Consider the following 17,224-nt stretch of genomic DNA (forward strand, 5'->3'; position numbering starts at 1 on the left):
AACCGCGCATAACATCACTTCGGATGGGCAGCACAAATTCATTGTGACTGCCTGTCGTGGAACGAAAACGCCTAAGGGACATTCCCTTTAGATAATAAAAACATGATTAGAGAGCACAACTATGGCGTCATCTATAAACACCAGCAGCCACACGAGCAGCGTGAGTGAGGCGAGAAACGGTAATTATCGTTTTGCGTTAGTCTCATTGACCTCACTGTTTTTTATGTGGGGCTTTATTACTTGTCTGAACGATATTCTGATCCCCCATCTTAAGGCGGTGTTTTCACTCAATTACACCCAAGCGATGTTGATCCAGTTCTGTTTCTTTGGCGCTTATTTTCTGGTGTCGATCCCGGCGGGGCAGTTAGTGAAACGACTCGGTTATCAAAAAGGCATAGTCACAGGGTTAGTGATTGCGAGTATCGGCTGTGGTTTGTTCTATCCCGCCGCGTCCTTTGCGACCTACGGATTGTTCCTCGGTGCGCTGTTTGTCTTGGCCGCAGGGATCACGATTTTACAAGTGGCGGCTAACCCCTATGTTAACGCGCTAGGTAGCAGCCAGACGGCATCGAGCCGCTTAAACCTGACGCAAGCCTTTAACGCGCTAGGGACTACAGTTGCGCCATTTTTTGGCTCGATTTTGATTTTGTCCGTTGCAGCCACGGCATCCTCTGAATTAGCGCAAGCCAATGCCGAGGCGGAAGTGGTTAAGTTGCCTTATTTACTGTTAGCGACTGCGCTTGCAGTACTGGCGGTGATTTTCGCTAAGTTAGATTTGCCAGTGATCCGTGAACACAGCGAAGCCGCTGCGGGCGAAGTACAAACCCATTTAGGCAAGACCAGTGCGCTGCAAAGCACCCATTTAGTGTTAGGTGCGGTGGGGATTTTTGTTTATGTGGGCGCAGAAGTGTCGATTGGTAGCTTCTTAGTTAACTTCCTTGGCGAATCACACATCGTCGGCATGCCAGAAGAGCAAGCGGCCCATTACATCGCCTATTACTGGGGCGGCGCTATGGTCGGACGCTTTATCGGCTCGGCGGTAATGCAAAAAATTCCTGCTGGCACAGTGCTGGCTTTCAATGCCTTGATGGCGGCATTGTTGGTGCTGGTGGCGATCACTAGCAGCGGCACGCTGGCGATGTGGGCGATTTTGGGCGTGGGATTATTTAACTCGATTATGTTCCCCACAATTTTCAGCTTAGCGCTGCGTGACCTAGGTCCGCACACGTCGCAGGGTAGCGGTATTCTCTGTTTAGCCATTGTGGGTGGTGCGATTGTGCCATTATTACAAGGCGTGTTAGCCGATAACTTAGGCATTCAATTGGCCTTTATTCTGCCAGTAGTGTGCTACGGTTTTATCCTGTTCTATGGAGCGAAAGGCTCTAAGATGTAACGGCTTTGACCGATTCGATAAAAGCGATCCCCATGGATCGCTTTTTTATTGGACTTTTTTGCCTCTAAAAGGCAACTGGGCATCAGTTTACTTGCGTATTAGTGCCTGACCTCCTATGATCCCCCGGTTTTATTACTCACGGTGACCTGTAAATGTTGAATTCTCCGCTTTCTGCCAGCTCGAATGAATTAGTGATCAGTATCTTAGCTATGGTACTGAGCGAAGGAAAACCCTTAGACCGGGCCTATTCTCAGCATTTTTCGGGGTTAAAGTTAGTACCCGCCGAACAGGCGCGTATTGCCACTGTGACGGGCGATATTTTGCGCCGGTTAAATCTGTATTGTTTCTTAGCCGAAATTAAGCCAGAAGAAATGGAGCGTTTAGGCTCCAAGCTGCTTAATGTGTGGCATTTATTCCACAAGCTAGAACTGCCTAAAATGCAGTATTCCTTGCCTGTCGATGCCGAGCGTTTAGCCGAGCGTATCGAGCAGGCGCAGCGCCAACCCGTACTTTGGGACGGTTGCCCAGAATGGCTAGATGCTATGGGTCAAGCCCAACTTGGTGCATCTTGGGAGAAGGAGCGCGCCGCCTTAAGCACTCCGCCAAAACGTTTCCTGCGGGTCAATGGTCTTAAAGTGAGTCGTGATGAGCTAGCGCAAAAACTGGCGGCCGAGTTTGTCACTACCCAAGCGGTGGAGGGCGTTGATTCTGCCCTTGAAGTGACCTCTGATTCTGCGCTGTTTCGCACGAACTGCTTTAAAGACGGTCTATTTGAGCAGCAAGATGCGGGCTCACAACGTGTGGCCGCCGCGCTTGATGCCAAACCGGGAATGCGAGTGATCGATGCCTGCGCGGGAGCGGGGGGCAAGACCCTACATATCGCCGCTCAGATGCAGGGCAAAGGCCGTTTATTGGCGATGGATGTGGAGCAATGGAAACTCGACAACCTCAAGGAACGCGCCCGCCGTAATGGTGCCCACAATATCGAAACCCGATTAATTGTCGGCTCAAAAACCATCAAACGCTTAAAACTCAGTGCCGATCGTGTGCTGCTCGATGTACCTTGCTCTGGCCTTGGGGTATTAAAGCGCAATCCCGATGCCAAATGGCGTGATACCGCCGAGCGTTTGCCAGTACTGATGGAACTGCAAAAGCATATCTTAAGCAGCTATAGCCGCATGGTGAAGGTTGGTGGCATTGTGGTATACGCGACCTGCTCAATTTTTCCCTGTGAAAACCGTGGCCAAGTGGATGCTTTCTTAGCGGAAAACCCCAATTTCCGTTTACTCGAAGATGAAACCATCAGTCCCGCCGAAACGGGTTTCGATGGCTTTTATTTAGCAAAACTTGAGCGAATTCAAGAATAAACCCGCATTTTATCTCGCCACTAAAGCACGTTTTCATCCATCATTGAAAAGTTGCTTTAGTGCGACTAAATACCTAAAATTCACCCCTGATTTACAAAGATTGTTCATCTTAGTAAGGTCGTTAACTTAAGCGCTAAATGACTAAGGGATGTATGGACGAAGGAATTGCGGTTACGGGCAGTATCGGCGAGATTAATGCTCAGTTTAATCAAAGCGTTAGCTTAGAATGCTATAACGGCATCTTGTCTATGCTGCTCAATGGTGCTCCATTAGCAGAAATCCTCCATGCTTTAGTGTTAAAAATTGAAGATCAGCGTTTAGGCACGCATGCCTCCGTATTGCTACTGAGCGAAGACGGCAAAAAGCTGCTCACGGGGGCTGCGCCACATTTACCCGATAGTTATAACCAAGCCATTCATGGGGTCGAAATTGGTCCTGGGGTTGGCTCCTGTGGTACCGCGGCGTTTACTGGTCAACGGGTGATTGTCGATGACATTGAACATCATCCCTATTGGGCACTGTATAAAGAGTTTGCATTAGCCCACGGGCTTAGGGCTTGTTGGTCTGAACCCATCAAAGATACTCAAGGCAAGGTCCTAGGTAGTTTTGCCATGTATTATGAGGAGGTTAAATCGCCGACTGCCGCGGATTTAACCTTGATAGCCGAGGCGGCGAGACTGGCGAGTTTAGCGGTAGAGCGCAGTCGGTCACTCGAGTTTCAGCGCCTTGCGGTGAAAATATTTGATCGCCTACCTCTGTCGTTAGTCATCACCAATGCCAGCCATTCCGTGCTCTATGCTAACGATGCATTCACCCAGATGGTTTATCCTGAAACCACTGATATTCATGATTTTTGCCCCGAACACTTTTTCTCTCCCTCTGAGCCCCACGAAATCGATTCGCTGTTTCAACATCTGTCCGAGGGCAAAATGTGGCAGGGTGAGTTGATTGGCCTGCGCAATAACGGTGAAACCTTTTACCTCGATTTAACCGTGACCGTGTTTCGTGAGCCCCATAGCAACGAGAATGGTTTTGCTTGGTTATTTTCTGATATCAGTGAGCGTAAAAAGGCAGCGCAGTTAATTAAGTATCAAGCCAACAATGATTCCCTCACTGGGCTGGCAAACCGTAATGCCTTGTTTAGACAAATCCAAGAGCTGATCTCCGCCGACAGCTTAACCCCGGGTTTCAGCTTTATGCTGATGGATTTGGACAACTTTAAACAAGTGAACGATACCTACGGCCACGACAAAGGGGATGCGCTGCTGGTGCAGGTCGTGGAGCAGATTAAGACCTGTTTGAATGATCAAGCGGTATTCTCACGCCTTGGGGGCGATGAGTTTGCGCTGCTGCTGCCGGGCCTTGTGACACAAAGAGAATTATCACAACTGGCGGAGAAAATTAATCAGCAGGTTTATCGCCGTTATGAGCTGTCCCAAGATAAAGGGGTGTATAGCTCTGTGAGTATTGGGATTGCGCGCTTTCCCGAGGATGCGCTGGATTTGGAGCAGCTGTTGAACTGCGCCGATCAGGCCATGTATATCTCCAAGGCGAATGGCCGTAACCGCTATCATTTTTTCACCGAGCAAATGCAGCAGAATGCCGAGCGCATTGCGAATTTACATACACTGCTGAAACAAGCCTTAGAGCAAGAAGCCTTCGAGCTGTATTTTCAGCCGATTGTGGATGCGACAACTGGGCTGGTTTTGCGCGCCGAAGTACTACTGCGATGGCAGCACGAGGGGCAGTTTATTTCCCCCGATGAGTTTATTCCTATCGCCGAGAACAGCGGTTTAATCGTTAATATTGGTCGCTATGTACGCAAATCCGTGATGCAAACCATCATCGACATGCAAGCATTGGGCTGGCCAATCAATTTAGCGGTGAACGTATCGACCTTCGAGTTTTGGTCCCACGAGTTGCAGGATGCGTTTTGCGACTCCTTCGCCGATATTATCGAAGAGCTGGGGTTAATTGAGTTTCCCTACGAGCTTATCACCTTAGAAATCACCGAATCGTTGCTGATGAAACAGCATGTGCATTTAATCCAAGTGCTGAACGAGTTACGCGGCCGAGGCATTAAAATCTCCCTCGATGATTTTGGTACTGGCTATTCCTCTTTATCCTATTTGGCGAATTTCCCGATCGATCAAATCAAAATCGATAAGAGTTTTATCGATAGGTTGGATGAAGGGGAGCGCCACCTCGCATTGATTGAGGCGATTGTGCGTTTAAGTCATGCGCTGAATTTGAGTGTGACGGCAGAAGGGGTCGAAACCGAGGCGCAGCTTAAGGTGATGATGGAAAACCATATTCAAGAAATTCAAGGCTATATCTTTTATAAGCCCATGCCCAAGGCGGCATTTTTTGAGTTACTTGCCGAGCAAGCTGCGGCCCATCACCATTCATGATGAGTTCAAACTAACCTCAAAAAAGAAGAGCGCCATAGGCGCTCTTTGTTTATCACTTAGCCGCTAACTGGCCGTTAATCACCAAACTTAAGTATTCGGTAAAATCATGCCCATGGTTTTGTAACATCTTAGGGAACATCGAAATCGGCGTCGAACCCGGGAAGGTATTGATTTCGTTGAGCAGGATTTCATTATCTTGGGTTAAGAAAAAGTCGATACGTGACAGATGGCGCAGCTTCATGCCCTTAAAGGCTTTAATCGCATAGGCGCGGATCTGCTCGCTGATGTCAGTTGGTACGTTTTGCGCGACCACATCGGTGCGGGCCTTACTGCTCTTGGCGTATTTTTCATCGAAGGTGTAGAAGGTATTGCTATCGCAGATGATTTCGCCCGGCAGAGTCGCAACCACTTCGCCTTGATACTCATAAACGGCGACTTCAAGCTCACGGGCTTTAATGGTTTTTTCGACAATCACATAGGGTGCATAACCAAAGGCATCTTTTAACACGCCTGCGACTTTGCTGCTGTCATCGACTTTATAGCAACCCACAGAAGAACCTTGAGATGCGGCTTTGACGAAAATCGAACCCCAGTTTTCGAGCGCGGCTTGGGTTTGGGCAATCGCTTCATCATCGTATTGATTTAAGAAGATATAAGGTGTGTTAGGAATGCCTAAGGCACTGAACCACATCTTAGCGGTGATCTTGTTAAAACAGTTGCTGCTGGCTTCGGATTCGCAACCAAAGTAGGGCAGTTGGATAAGGTTAAAGTACGACTGAATGTCGCCTGTCTCGCCCGGATAGCCGTGAATACAAGGGATCACATAATCCACAGGCCAAGGCGCCTTGGTCTCATCACGGAAGCGGATTTCGCGGTTATTGGTCAGCTCACAGTCATCGCCAGCGGCGGTTTGGTATTGGCCAAACTTGTCCAGTACTACGCGCAGTACATTAAACTGCTCGGATTTTGCTAATGAGGTTTCAAAATAATTAGCCGACAGTAGGGAAATATCGTGTTCCGCACTTCCACCGCCGCACAGCAAAAGTAAATTGATTTTTGACATTGTGATTCCTCGATTGAGCAAAATGCTGTTGAGTTGCCTTTTGCAACTCGCTTACTAACGACAACTTGGTGGCTTCCTGCCACAGGGCTGTTATTCGCGACTCGCACATAAGTTAGCCGCAGCCATCTTAGATTTCTTGCCCCCTAAAGTGCAAGGACTCAGGCAAAGGAGTTTGACCGAGTGATGAATTTTAACGCATTTTTTATTGGGCAATAAAAAACGCGCCGAGGCGCGTTTTAAAGGATCTGTCTTTTAACGGACAAATTAGAAGTTCGCAGTGCGTGGCGCGCGTGGGAATGGGATCACGTCACGGATGTTCGATACGCCCGTCACGTAAGACACTAAACGCTCGAAGCCCAGACCGAAACCTGCGTGTGGCACTGTACCGTAACGGCGCAGATCGCGGTACCACCAGTAATCTTCTTTGTTCAGATCCATTTCTTCTAAACGCATATCCAGTACGTCTAAACGCTCTTCACGTTGCGAACCACCGATGATTTCACCTATGCCTGGGGCTAATACGTCCATCGCGGCAACGGTTTTACCGTCTTCGTTGAGGCGCATGTAGAAGGCTTTGATATCTTTTGGATAGTTCTTCACAACCACAGGGGCTTTGAAGTGCTCTTCGGCCAGATAACGCTCGTGCTCAGAGGATAAGTCGATACCCCAAGACACAGGGAATTCGAACTCACGACCACATTTTTGCAGGATCTCAACCGCATCGGTGTAATCCACTTGGGCGAAATCACTCGATACGAAAGATTGCAGACGCTCAATCACGGTTTTATCCACGTGCTGGGCGAAGAATTGTAAATCGTCCATACGCTCAGCTAATACGGCGTTAAAGGCGTATTTCAGCATGCCTTCGGCAAGGCTTGCGATATCGCTTAAGGTCGCGAAGGCCACTTCAGGCTCAACCATCCAGAATTCCGCTAAGTGGCGGCTGGTGTTTGAGTTTTCAGCACGGAACGTCGGGCCAAAGGTATAGATTTTTGACAGGGCACAGGCGTAGGTTTCGCCGTTCAACTGGCCCGATACGGTTAAGAATGCCTCTTTACCGAAGAAGTCTTTGTCATAGTCTACTTTGCCATCGCTGGTGCGTGGCAGGTTTTCCATATCCAGTGTGGAGACTCGGAACATTTCACCCGCGCCTTCACAGTCTGATGCGGTGATCAGCGGTGTAGACACCCACACGAAACCATTTTCGTGGTAGAAACGGTGAATCGCTTGAGACAAACAGTTACGTACGCGGGCAACGGCACCAATGATGTTGGTACGTGGGCGTAAGTGGGCCAGTTCGCGTAAATGCTCAATAGAGTGACGCTTAGCCGCCATTGGGTAAGTGTCTGGATCTTCAACCCAACCCGTCACTTCAACTTGAGTGACTTGCAGCTCGTAGGCTTGGCCAGCGCCAGGAGATTCCACAATCTCACCGGTTACGATCACAGAGCAGCCAGCTGTCAGCTTTAACACTTCGTTGTCGTAATTTTCTAAGCTATTTGGCACAACACCTTGGATAGGATTAAAGCAGGAGCCGTCATAGACAGCTAAAAAAGAGATGCCAGCTTTCGAGTCACGACGGGTTCTGACCCAGCCACGGACTGTGACTGTCGAACCAACTGCGTGCTCACCTTTAAATACAGAAGCGACCGATGCAATGCTCATTGTTGCTTAGTTCTCCAACGAAACGTTTTATATGAAAATTTTTGGAGGTTTATATTACCTTGCTGGTGGCTTTTCTCAAGCTGAAAAAGGTATCCTGAGGTTAATATTACTAATATTGAGTGATAGGGTGCCTTAAAACTTGGGAGGCGGTATGCGGAAAGTCAAAATATTTCAGATGATCCTCGCCACATTATCCATTCTGGGTTGGACCTTGGCGGTGTACGCGCTGATGGTGTTTGGCGAGGCTCGCCCCGAACGAGAGGTCGGATCCTACTTGAGTCGCGGTGAAACCTTCAGACATTATTGGGACCCAAGCGAAACCGAATTACTGCAATACATCATTTGGGGTTGCGGTGCGATAAGCCTGATAAGTCTGGCGTTTAATTACTATGTCGCCCACCACAGCAAACTGGGTTATTGGTTTAATATTCCCTTGCTGCTGCTAACCTCGTTAGTGGCGGGCTTATATGTGCATTTTGTGATTTGAATTATCCAAATGAGCAATGCGGGTTTACAGCATCTCCTCGGGAAGACTCAAATGCCGACAGAGGTGATCGATAATCGCCGCCGTCGCGCCCCAGATAAAACGTTGCTGATACGGAATAAAATGCACGCTGTAATAACGCCCTTGGCGTAAAAACTGTTTGCGGTGGCGATTTTGCGGTTCGATAAAAAAGCTTAAGGGCACGGTAAAGCAATCGGCGACTTCACCGGGATCGAGCCTTAAGGCAAAATCCTGCTTAATCATGCCCACCACTGGGGTGATTTCAAAACCGGTAAAGGTGTTATGGGCGGGGAAAGTGCCTATCACTTCAACATTTTCCCGGCAAAGACCAATTTCTTCTTCCGCTTCCCGCAGCGCAGCCGTAATGGCACTGCTGTCACTGGGTTCAATCTTGCCGCCAGGAAAGCTAATTTGCCCAGGGTGCGCCCTAAGGTGCATCGGCCTTTGGGTTAAAATCAGATTGAGCTCGCCCTGGATTTCCTGCAAGGGAATAAGTACCGCAGCTTTACGCAACCCTAGGTGAGGGATAGCCGCCGGATCTTGCGTGGCTAAAGGATGCAGATTAAATCTGAGTCTAAATTCCGCTTGATCCATAGGCTTCCTATTCGTTTCCTGACGCTTATTGAGGGCTATCGAGTAAGGGTAAGATGCGGCTTATCTTATCGAAGCTTTCTTGGTACTCGGCATCGACATTGGAGTCCGCGACAATACCGCCGCCCGCCCAGCAATAGAGTTTACCTTGCTCTGCCACAATAGTGCGGATGGTGATACTGGTATCCATTTGCCCATCTTGGCTGATATACCCCATGGAGCCACAATACAGACTGCGGCGTGAGGGTTCCAGCTCTTCAATAATTTCCATGGCGCGGATTTTAGGCGCTCCGGTAATCGAGCCGCCAGGAAAGGCCGCCCGCAGCAAGTCACAGGCGTGGTATTGTGGGTCGAGTTTGGCGGTGATGGTACTGACTAAATGGTGCACCGCAGGAAAGCTTTCGACGGCAAATAGATGTGGCACTTGCACAGTGCCGGGCGCCGCGACTTTACCTATGTCATTGCGCAGTAAATCCACAATCATCACGTTTTCGGCGCGATCCTTGGGCGAATGGGCAAGGGCTTGCGCTGCTTGCTTATCTAGCATCGGGTCGCTATGGCGCGGCAGCGTGCCTTTAATCGGTTTGGTTTGAATGTCGTCACCGCGCAGCTGAATAAAACGCTCGGGCGAAATCGATAAAATCGCGTTGGCATCAAGCCGCATAAAGGCGGAGAAGGGCGCCTGATTGGCACTTCGTAATTTGCAGTAAGCACGCCATTCATCACCTTGATACTCTGCACTAAAGCGCTGGGTTAAATTAATTTGATAGCAATCGCCGCTATGCAGATACGCCTGTACTTGATTAAATTTTGCAGTGTACTGGGCTTTGGTCAGCTGCGCCGACCAAGGGCTTGTGAGACGAAATTCGGCCTGTTTTGTGGTATTGGCTATTTTAGATTCAATTATTTTCAATTGAGTATCGAGGGCGGCATCCCCTAAATAGTGCACCATAAACCAGCTTTGCTGCTGATAATCGAAAATCAATGCCCAGTCGTAAAAGCCAATATTCATCTCGCCGAGGTGAATATCCTGCGCCGCAGTGCAGGGGAGCTGTTCAATTCGGCGGCCTAAGTCATAACTCAAGCTGCCCATGGCGCCGCCACTAAAGGGCAAATCGCAGGCAAAAGAGTGTGGATACCAATGGCGCAGCAGCTGTTTGACCAGGGTAAAAGGGTCATCCTGCGGGCTGAGGTGAGTCGGTTTGGTTAATTCAGGCTGATGAACTTGAATGTCAGTCAGCTCGCCTTGGGTGATGAGGGTGGCAATGGGATCTGCGCAAATCATATCGAATTTAGCGTCCTGATGGGGCGCATTGGCTGAATCGAGCAGTATCGCCCAAGGTTCTGCCGCAAAGTGTTCGAAGATTGCTGCTGTGCTGAAAGTCCAGTCAAGTTGGCGTACTGCCAGCGGTAATGCCGCCCTATTTGCCATCAATTAACCCTATCTAAAAATGTGATGTAGCCCAAAAAGATGGGAAAGAGTATCATATTGGCCCAGAAAGAATTACACAAAAAACAAGTAAGGCCCTAAAGGCTGCTGGAGCGCACCTACTATGTCATCTCACCATGAAACGTCTGAAAATGTAGTGATTAAACAAGCCGACTTTATTGAAAGTGTGGCCGATGCCCTGCAATACATCTCCTATTATCATCCCAAAGATTTTGTTGATGCCATGAGCGAAGCTTATGAGCGTGAGCAAAGTGCGGCGGCGAAGGATGCGATTGCGCAAATTTTGATTAACTCGCGTATGTCTGCCGAAGGTAAACGCCCACTGTGTCAAGACACGGGTATTGTGACCACCTTCGTTAAGATTGGTATGGGGGTTAAGTGGGACAAAACCGATATGACCGTGCAACAAATGGTCGATGAAGGTGTGCGTCGTGCTTATACCAATCCAGATAACCCACTGCGTGCATCGATTGTGGCTGATCCTGCTGGTAGCCGTAAAAACACCAAAGACAACACGCCATCTGTAGTGCATATCGATATGGTGCCAGGCAATCATATTGAAGTCGCTATCGCGGCCAAGGGCGGCGGCAGTGAAAACAAAGCCAAGATGGTGATGTTAAACCCATCTGATGATATCGCCGCTTGGGTTGAAAAAACGCTGCCAACCATGGGTGCGGGCTGGTGTCCTCCAGGTATGCTCGGCATCGGTATTGGCGGCACCGCTGAAAAAGCCGCGGTGCTGGCGAAAGAAGCCCTGATGGAAAGCGTGGATATCCATGAGTTAATGGCGCGCGGTGCAGAAACCAGCGAAGAAAAACTGCGTTTAGACATTTTCGAGCGTGCTAACAACCTCGGTATTGGTGCGCAGGGTCTTGGCGGTTTAACCACAGTGTTAGACGTGAAAATCAAATCTGCACCTACTCATGCAGCATCAAAACCTGTGGTGATGATCCCGAACTGCGCGGCAACTCGCCACGTACACTTCCATTTAGATGGTACGGGCCCTGCTGATCTTGCACCACCATCACTGAGCGACTGGCCAGAAATCACCCGCGAAGTGGGCAGCGATGTGCGCCGTGTTAACTTAGACACAGTCACTCAAGCCGATATCGAGCAGTGGAAGAGCGGTGAAACCATTCTGTTAAGCGGTAAAATGCTCACCGGCCGTGATGCTGCCCATAAACGTATCCAAAGCCTGATTGAAAGCGGCGAAGGTTTACCAGAAGGCGTCGACTTTACTGGCAAGTTTATCTACTACGTGGGCCCAGTTGACCCAGTAGGTAACGAAGTCGTGGGTCCTGCTGGCCCAACAACTGCGACTCGTATGGACAAGTTCACCGATCTGATGCTGGATAAAACTGGCCTGATGGGCATGATTGGTAAGGCTGAACGTGGTCCTGCGACCGTTGAGTCTATCAAGAAGCACAAAGCTGTGTACCTGATGGCAGTGGGCGGTGCGGCTTACTTAGTGTCGAAAGCCATTAAGAAATCCCGCGTGGTGGCCTTTGCCGATTTAGGTATGGAAGCAATTTACGAGTTTGACGTACAAGATATGCCAGTGACTGTAGCGGTGGATTCAAACGGCGTGAATGCCCATGAAACTGGCCCTGCGATTTGGAAAGTGAATATCGCTAACGCCAAAGCCTAAGCAAATGGCCTAAGCGAATGTCCTTCTTGCAAAAATGTCGCTTTTTTAAGCGGGATTTGAGCGGGAAAGGGCGGCGAGTGGCGCTCAATGACGCCATTCGATGCTGACTGACAATTTGTCACAAAAAAATACGCTCAAGTACGCCTTTTGGCTTGCTTGAGCGTTTTTGTTTCGTTAGTGTGGCAAACTTATCTTCACAAAGACGATTGATGATCGTTTTGACCGTTCATTCGGTACAACTACCGAATGTATTTAACAAAAGATGGATATAACAATGAAAATAGCTCCTCTCCTATTGGCGCTTGGCGCGGCAGGTTTGGCCTGTTCAGCCCACGCGGCCGATCCTAAGCCTTTTACTGTGCAACAGCTGGTTAAACTCAACAAATTGCATTCAGCCGCGGTGTCCCACGATGGCACAAAATTGGTCTACGGCCTGAAAACCGTTAATGACAAGGGAGAGGCGAGCTCAGATTTATATATTCTCGATTTGACGCAAGCGGACGCTAAACCGATGCAGATCACTTCTGCTGCCGGTACTGAGCACGATGTCAGCTTCGCAAACGATGACAAATCGATTTATTTCCTCGCCAGCCGCAGTGGTTCAAGCCAACTGTTCCAACTGCCATTAACGGGCGGTGAAGCGCAGCAAGTTTCTGATCTGCCATTGGATATTGATGGTTACAAACTCTCTAACGATGGTAAGCAAATCGTGCTTAGCATGCGTGTATTCCCAGAGTGTAAAGACTTAGCTTGTTCAAAAGACAAATTTAAGGCCGAAGAAGAGCGTAAATCGACGGGCCGTGAATACAAACAGTTGATGGTGCGTCACTGGGATACTTGGGAAGATCATGCCCGTAACCACTTATTTGTGGGGGCCCTTAACGGCGAGAAGCTGACCAAAGTGGTGGACATCACCCAAGGTTTAGACACAGAAACCCCACCTAAGCCATTCTCAGGTATGGAAGAAGTGACCTTCACTCCTGATGGCAAATATGTGGTGTACAGCGCCAAAGCGCCAAGCAAAGATCAAGCTTGGACGACAAACTACGATCTGTGGCAGGTGAGTGTAAACGGTGGCAAAGCCACTAACTTAACCGCCGATAACATCGCTTGGGACGCTCAACCAACATTCTCCAGCGATGGTCGTTACATGGCGTACCTCGCGATGACTAAACCCGGCTTCGAAGCTGACCGTTACCGCATTATGCTGCGTGATACCAGCACTGGGCAGTCGAAGGAAGTGGCACCGCTGTGGGACAGAAGCCCAAGCTCGCTGATGTTTGCACCGGACAACCGTACTCTGTATGTGACGGCACAAGACATTGGCCAAGTGTCTATTTTCAAAGTGAATACTCAGTTTGGTGATGTGCAGTCTGTCTACAGTGACGGCAGCAATAGCCTGATTGCGATCGCCGACGATCAACTGATCTTCGACAGCAAAACCTTAGTTGAGCCGGGCGATCTGTATCGCATCAACACCGACGGCCAAGGCCTGAAACGTCTGACTGAAGTCAACAAAGACAAACTGGCCGAAATCAAATTCGGTGAATTCCAACAATTTAGCTTTAAAGGTTGGAACAACGAAGATGTTTACGGTTACTGGATCAAACCTGCCAACTACCAAGAAGGCAAAAAGTATCCGATTGCATACCTAGTCCACGGTGGTCCGCAGGGGTCATTTGGTAACGCCTTCAGTGGTCGTTGGAACGCCCAGTTATGGGCTGGCGCGGGTTATGGCGTTGTGATGGTGGACTTCCACGGTTCAACCGGTTACGGCCAAGCCTTTACCGATTCTATCAGCCAAGATTGGGGCGGTAAGCCATTAGAAGACTTACAAAAAGGTTTGGCAGCGGTGAGCCAACAACAAAAATGGCTCGATCCACAAAATGCCTGTGCTTTGGGTGGCTCTTACGGCGGCTACATGATGAACTGGATCCAAGGCAACTGGAACGATGGCTTTAAGTGCCTCGTTAACCACGCGGGTCTGTTCGATATGCGCTCTATGTACTATGTGACCGAAGAAGTATGGTTCCCAGAGCATGAGTTTGGCGGCACTTACTCAGATAACAAAGCCTTATATGAGAAGTTCAACCCAGTAAACTATGTGGAAAACTGGAAGACGCCAATGCTTGTTATCCATGGCGAGAAGGACTTCCGCGTGCCTTATGGCCAAGGTTTAGCCTCATTTAGCTATATGCAACGCAAGGGAATTCCATCAGAGCTGCTGATTTTCCCTGATGAAAACCACTGGATCTTAAAGCCAGAAAACCTCGAACAATGGTACGCGAACGTGTTCCGTTGGATGGACAGCTGGACGAAAAAGTAACCGAGGATGATGGACTTAAATCCACTGGATATTAAGTCCCGTTAACCAGTTGCCAAAGCCAGAAACCTGTTCTGGCTTTTTAATACTAGGATTGTGAATCTAAGTCAGTTACACACTGGACTTATCAAGGAATGAAGATGCTGATCAGAGCGGCGACGACAACAGATATTGAGGCGATAAGCGCATTAATCACGCAGCTTACACGAGTTTATATCGCTCCCACGTGCACTGATGTGGGCGCTGAAACCTTAGTCAACGCCATGTCTGTTGAGTCAGTGGCTCATTATTTTGCCTTAGGTTATCAATATCATGTTGCAATTAATGAGACTGGCGAACTTGTCGGTGTGGTGGGGATGAAGGATAACAGTCATCTTTATCATCTATTTGTGGCGGATATTGCCAAGGGGCAAGGCCTGTCGCGTCAGCTGTGGGAGCTTGCCAAAGCTGAGTGTCTTGCTAAGGGAAATCCAGGCACTTTTACCGTTAACTCGGCGGTGAATGCGCTGCCTGTTTATCAGCACTTTGGCTTTGTTGCACAAGGTGATATTCGCGAGCGCGGTGGGATCCGCGATATTCCAATGCAACTCGTGCTTTGATGTATAGCGATCTTTAACCATAAGACCAAAACATAAAATCAGAAGAAGAGAACCTATGGCGAATGTGAGTTTTTACCCAATCGGGACTGTCGGTGAAAAATGGGGCGATGAAGAAAAGGCCGCATGGTTTGCTAGCACGCAAATTAAACGTTCTTACCAAGACAATGTTGTCACGCCACTAAAGGCGATGGCGTCACAACTGACCGAATTAGGGCTGAGTGTGGTGCAATATGGCGCCTTATCGATTGACTCTGCGCGTTATCCCTTGTTTGCGGTTAAATCTGCTACGTTCGATCCGAACAAGAAAACCGTCTTAGTCACAGGTGGCGTACACGGCTACGAAACCAGTGGTGTGCATGGCGCCATGGCTTTTTTGGCTAACAACGCGGCTTACTATGCGAACCGGGTAAACTTAGTGGTGGCAGTGTGCGTGAGCCCTTGGGGTTATGAGACCATTAATCGCTGGAACCCGAAAGCTATCGATCCAAACCGCTCGTTTTACGCTAATAGTCCAGCAGAAGAGTCGGCAGCACTGATGGCACTGGTGGCAAGCGTCCCACAAGGTTTTGATGTGCATGTGGATTTACATGAAACCACCGACTCGGATGAAGATGAATTTCGTCCAGCCTTGGCCGCGCGTGATGGCAAAGACTTTATCCCCGGCACCATTCCAGATGGATTTTACGCCGTAGGCGATACCGAAAATCCGCAGGATGCCTTCCAAAAGGCGATTATCGACGGGGTGAGCAAAGTCACTCACATCGCGCCCGCCGATGAAAAGGGCGAGATTATCGGCTCGACTGTGGTGCAACACGGGGTGATCAACTACCCATTGAAAGCACTAGGTTTATGCAGCAGTGTGACGGGCTGTATTTATAACACCACCACAGAAGTGTATCCCGACAGCCCATCGGCCACGCCCGCAGAGTGCAACTTAGCCCAAGTCGCAGCAATCACCAGTGCCATCGACTATGTGTTAGCGTTGAACTAATTGAGTTTGTTTGATACTTGGCTTGAACAATTGTAACGCTAGCATGGCGTGAACAATTGATTTTTCTTAAGTTTCATCAATAAAAAAGCCCTCAAACGAGGGCTTTTTTATGGTCGTTATCAACCGCTGTTGCACTGTACTAATGGTTACTTTAGTGGATACATTTTAATCGTATATGTACCACCATATACATTTCTAAATCTGGCAGATTCTTATATTCAAGAATAGTTTATCCAATAACTTGTACGCTGAGCGGATACACATATCGCTTTGGATTTACCGTACCGCACAGATAATTCAAGGTGAGGATTGTTAAAATCATTCATCAACAGTAAGTTAGTGATACTTGATGGAGAGGTTTAAACGATTAATTGGCGTTAGTGGCGATTGCCAAACAGCGGTTCACATAAAGGAGTTGTGATGAGAAAGATAAAACAAGTGGCGTTACTGAGTCTACTCTTGTTGGGAGGCTGCGCTTCCTACACTACGCCCGGTGGCAGTGTGGTTATTGGTAGTTTGGCGGAATCGGATATTAATACGCTGATGTCAGTCCAAGCGGCTGCCACATTCCCCGCACATATTGCTGTTGCACGTATTCAGGCGCCGGGTTATGCATCCTATCGTTTAAGCAGTTTTGGGACTGGGCGTTACAGTGTGGTGACAACCCGTGAAGTCGAAACAGAAGCCGATTTTACTCAGCTAGCCAAAATGCCGCAGGTGGCAGGGATTGCACCGTTAAACCGTATTTTATTGCCGGAGCAGTTAGATTCTATCAAATCACTGCGGGAAGCCGCGGCAAGGCTCAAGGCGGATATCTTACTTATTTATACCTTCGATACCTCTTTCCATGCGGGTGAGCAGCAATTTGCGCCGTTAAATGTCATTTCCCTTGGGCTATTAAAGAATAAAGAAGTGAGTGTGACGACAACCGTATCGGCGGCTCTGTTTGATGTGCGCACCGAATATTTGTATGGATTAGCGGAGTCGACGGCTAAGGAGAGTCGAAACGCGTCGGTATGGAGCACCTCTGATGCAGTCGATGATTTGCGTAGGGTGACCGAAAAACAGGCGTTTTCGCAGCTTATTCCTGAAATTGAAAAAACATGGGCAGGAGTGATTGCCGAATATTCGAATTCATCAATGAAGGTGACGAACTAAACTTTGATGCGTTTTCAGATAAACAAATGCCGCGCTTAATCGTTTAGGTTTGAACGGTTA

At 48.7% G+C, this 17,224-nt stretch carries 13 protein-coding genes; 9 read left to right on the forward strand and 4 right to left on the reverse strand.

Going from position 1 to position 17,224, the window contains the following annotated elements:
• The first annotated feature begins 121 nt into the window (after positions 1-121).
• The 3 genes from ACUZ8J_RS09440 to ACUZ8J_RS09450 all read left to right on the forward strand — a co-directional run bounded on the left by ACUZ8J_RS09440 (position 122) and on the right by ACUZ8J_RS09450 (position 5,171).
• Positions 122-1,393: a sugar MFS transporter gene (locus ACUZ8J_RS09440; RefSeq protein ID WP_446693675.1), complete on the forward strand. Its 1,272-nt coding sequence runs from the start codon at positions 122-124 to the stop codon at positions 1,391-1,393.
• A gap of 152 nt (positions 1,394-1,545) precedes the next feature.
• Complete coding sequence (locus ACUZ8J_RS09445; protein WP_374919492.1) at positions 1,546-2,760, forward strand: RsmB/NOP family class I SAM-dependent RNA methyltransferase; 1,215 nt, start codon at positions 1,546-1,548, stop codon at positions 2,758-2,760.
• Positions 2,761-2,912: 152 nt separating this feature from the next.
• Positions 2,913-5,171, forward strand: coding sequence for a bifunctional diguanylate cyclase/phosphodiesterase (locus ACUZ8J_RS09450; RefSeq protein WP_446693676.1), 2,259 nt, complete (start codon positions 2,913-2,915; stop codon positions 5,169-5,171).
• A gap of 52 nt (positions 5,172-5,223) precedes the next feature.
• On the opposite strand, the gene ACUZ8J_RS09455 is transcribed toward ACUZ8J_RS09450, so the two are convergent.
• Both ACUZ8J_RS09455 and asnS read right to left on the reverse strand, forming a co-directional pair.
• Positions 5,224-6,234, reverse strand: coding sequence for a D-alanine--D-alanine ligase (locus tag ACUZ8J_RS09455; protein ID WP_011622892.1), 1,011 nt, complete (start codon positions 6,232-6,234; stop codon positions 5,224-5,226).
• A 264-nt stretch (positions 6,235-6,498) separates the two neighbouring features.
• Positions 6,499-7,899 (reverse strand): asparagine--tRNA ligase, encoded by a 1,401-nt coding sequence (gene asnS, locus ACUZ8J_RS09460; RefSeq protein WP_240293340.1) that lies wholly within the window; start codon positions 7,897-7,899, stop codon positions 6,499-6,501.
• A gap of 151 nt (positions 7,900-8,050) precedes the next feature.
• Here asnS and ACUZ8J_RS09465 point away from each other — a divergent pair, with 151 nt between their 5' ends.
• Complete coding sequence (locus ACUZ8J_RS09465; protein ID WP_011622890.1) at positions 8,051-8,386, forward strand: hypothetical protein; 336 nt, start codon at positions 8,051-8,053, stop codon at positions 8,384-8,386.
• Between the two features lie 24 nt (positions 8,387-8,410).
• Here the strand turns inward: ACUZ8J_RS09465 and ACUZ8J_RS09470 are convergent, their stop codons facing one another.
• Complete coding sequence (locus tag ACUZ8J_RS09470; protein ID WP_089067674.1) at positions 8,411-8,998, reverse strand: CoA pyrophosphatase; 588 nt, start codon at positions 8,996-8,998, stop codon at positions 8,411-8,413.
• Positions 8,999-9,023: 25 nt separating this feature from the next.
• A complete protein-coding gene (gene pabB, locus ACUZ8J_RS09475; RefSeq protein ID WP_446693677.1) occupies positions 9,024-10,427 on the reverse strand; it encodes an aminodeoxychorismate synthase component I in 1,404 nt (467 codons plus the stop codon).
• A gap of 121 nt (positions 10,428-10,548) precedes the next feature.
• On the opposite strand from pabB, the gene ACUZ8J_RS09480 reads away from it, so the two are divergent.
• The 5 genes from ACUZ8J_RS09480 (at position 10,549) to ACUZ8J_RS09500 (ending at position 17,164) form a co-directional block, all read left to right on the forward strand.
• Positions 10,549-12,093: a fumarate hydratase gene (locus ACUZ8J_RS09480; protein WP_089067676.1), complete on the forward strand. Its 1,545-nt coding sequence runs from the start codon at positions 10,549-10,551 to the stop codon at positions 12,091-12,093.
• A gap of 274 nt (positions 12,094-12,367) precedes the next feature.
• On the forward strand, positions 12,368-14,419 hold the full coding sequence (locus ACUZ8J_RS09485; RefSeq protein WP_164717957.1) for a dipeptidyl-peptidase 5: 2,052 nt from the start codon (positions 12,368-12,370) through the stop codon (positions 14,417-14,419).
• Between the two features lie 137 nt (positions 14,420-14,556).
• On the forward strand, positions 14,557-15,015 hold the full coding sequence (locus tag ACUZ8J_RS09490) for a GNAT family N-acetyltransferase (RefSeq protein ID WP_446693678.1): 459 nt from the start codon (positions 14,557-14,559) through the stop codon (positions 15,013-15,015).
• Between the two features lie 55 nt (positions 15,016-15,070).
• Complete coding sequence (locus ACUZ8J_RS09495) at positions 15,071-16,006, forward strand: M14 family metallopeptidase (protein WP_446693679.1); 936 nt, start codon at positions 15,071-15,073, stop codon at positions 16,004-16,006.
• 420 nt (positions 16,007-16,426) lie between these two features.
• The gene (locus ACUZ8J_RS09500) at positions 16,427-17,164 is read left to right on the forward strand and encodes a hypothetical protein (RefSeq protein WP_446693680.1); all 738 of its coding nucleotides are present in this window, start codon (positions 16,427-16,429) and stop codon (positions 17,162-17,164) included.
• Positions 17,165-17,224 lie beyond the last annotated feature (60 nt).

Source organism: Shewanella sp. Koi 1 (assembly GCF_052907445.1).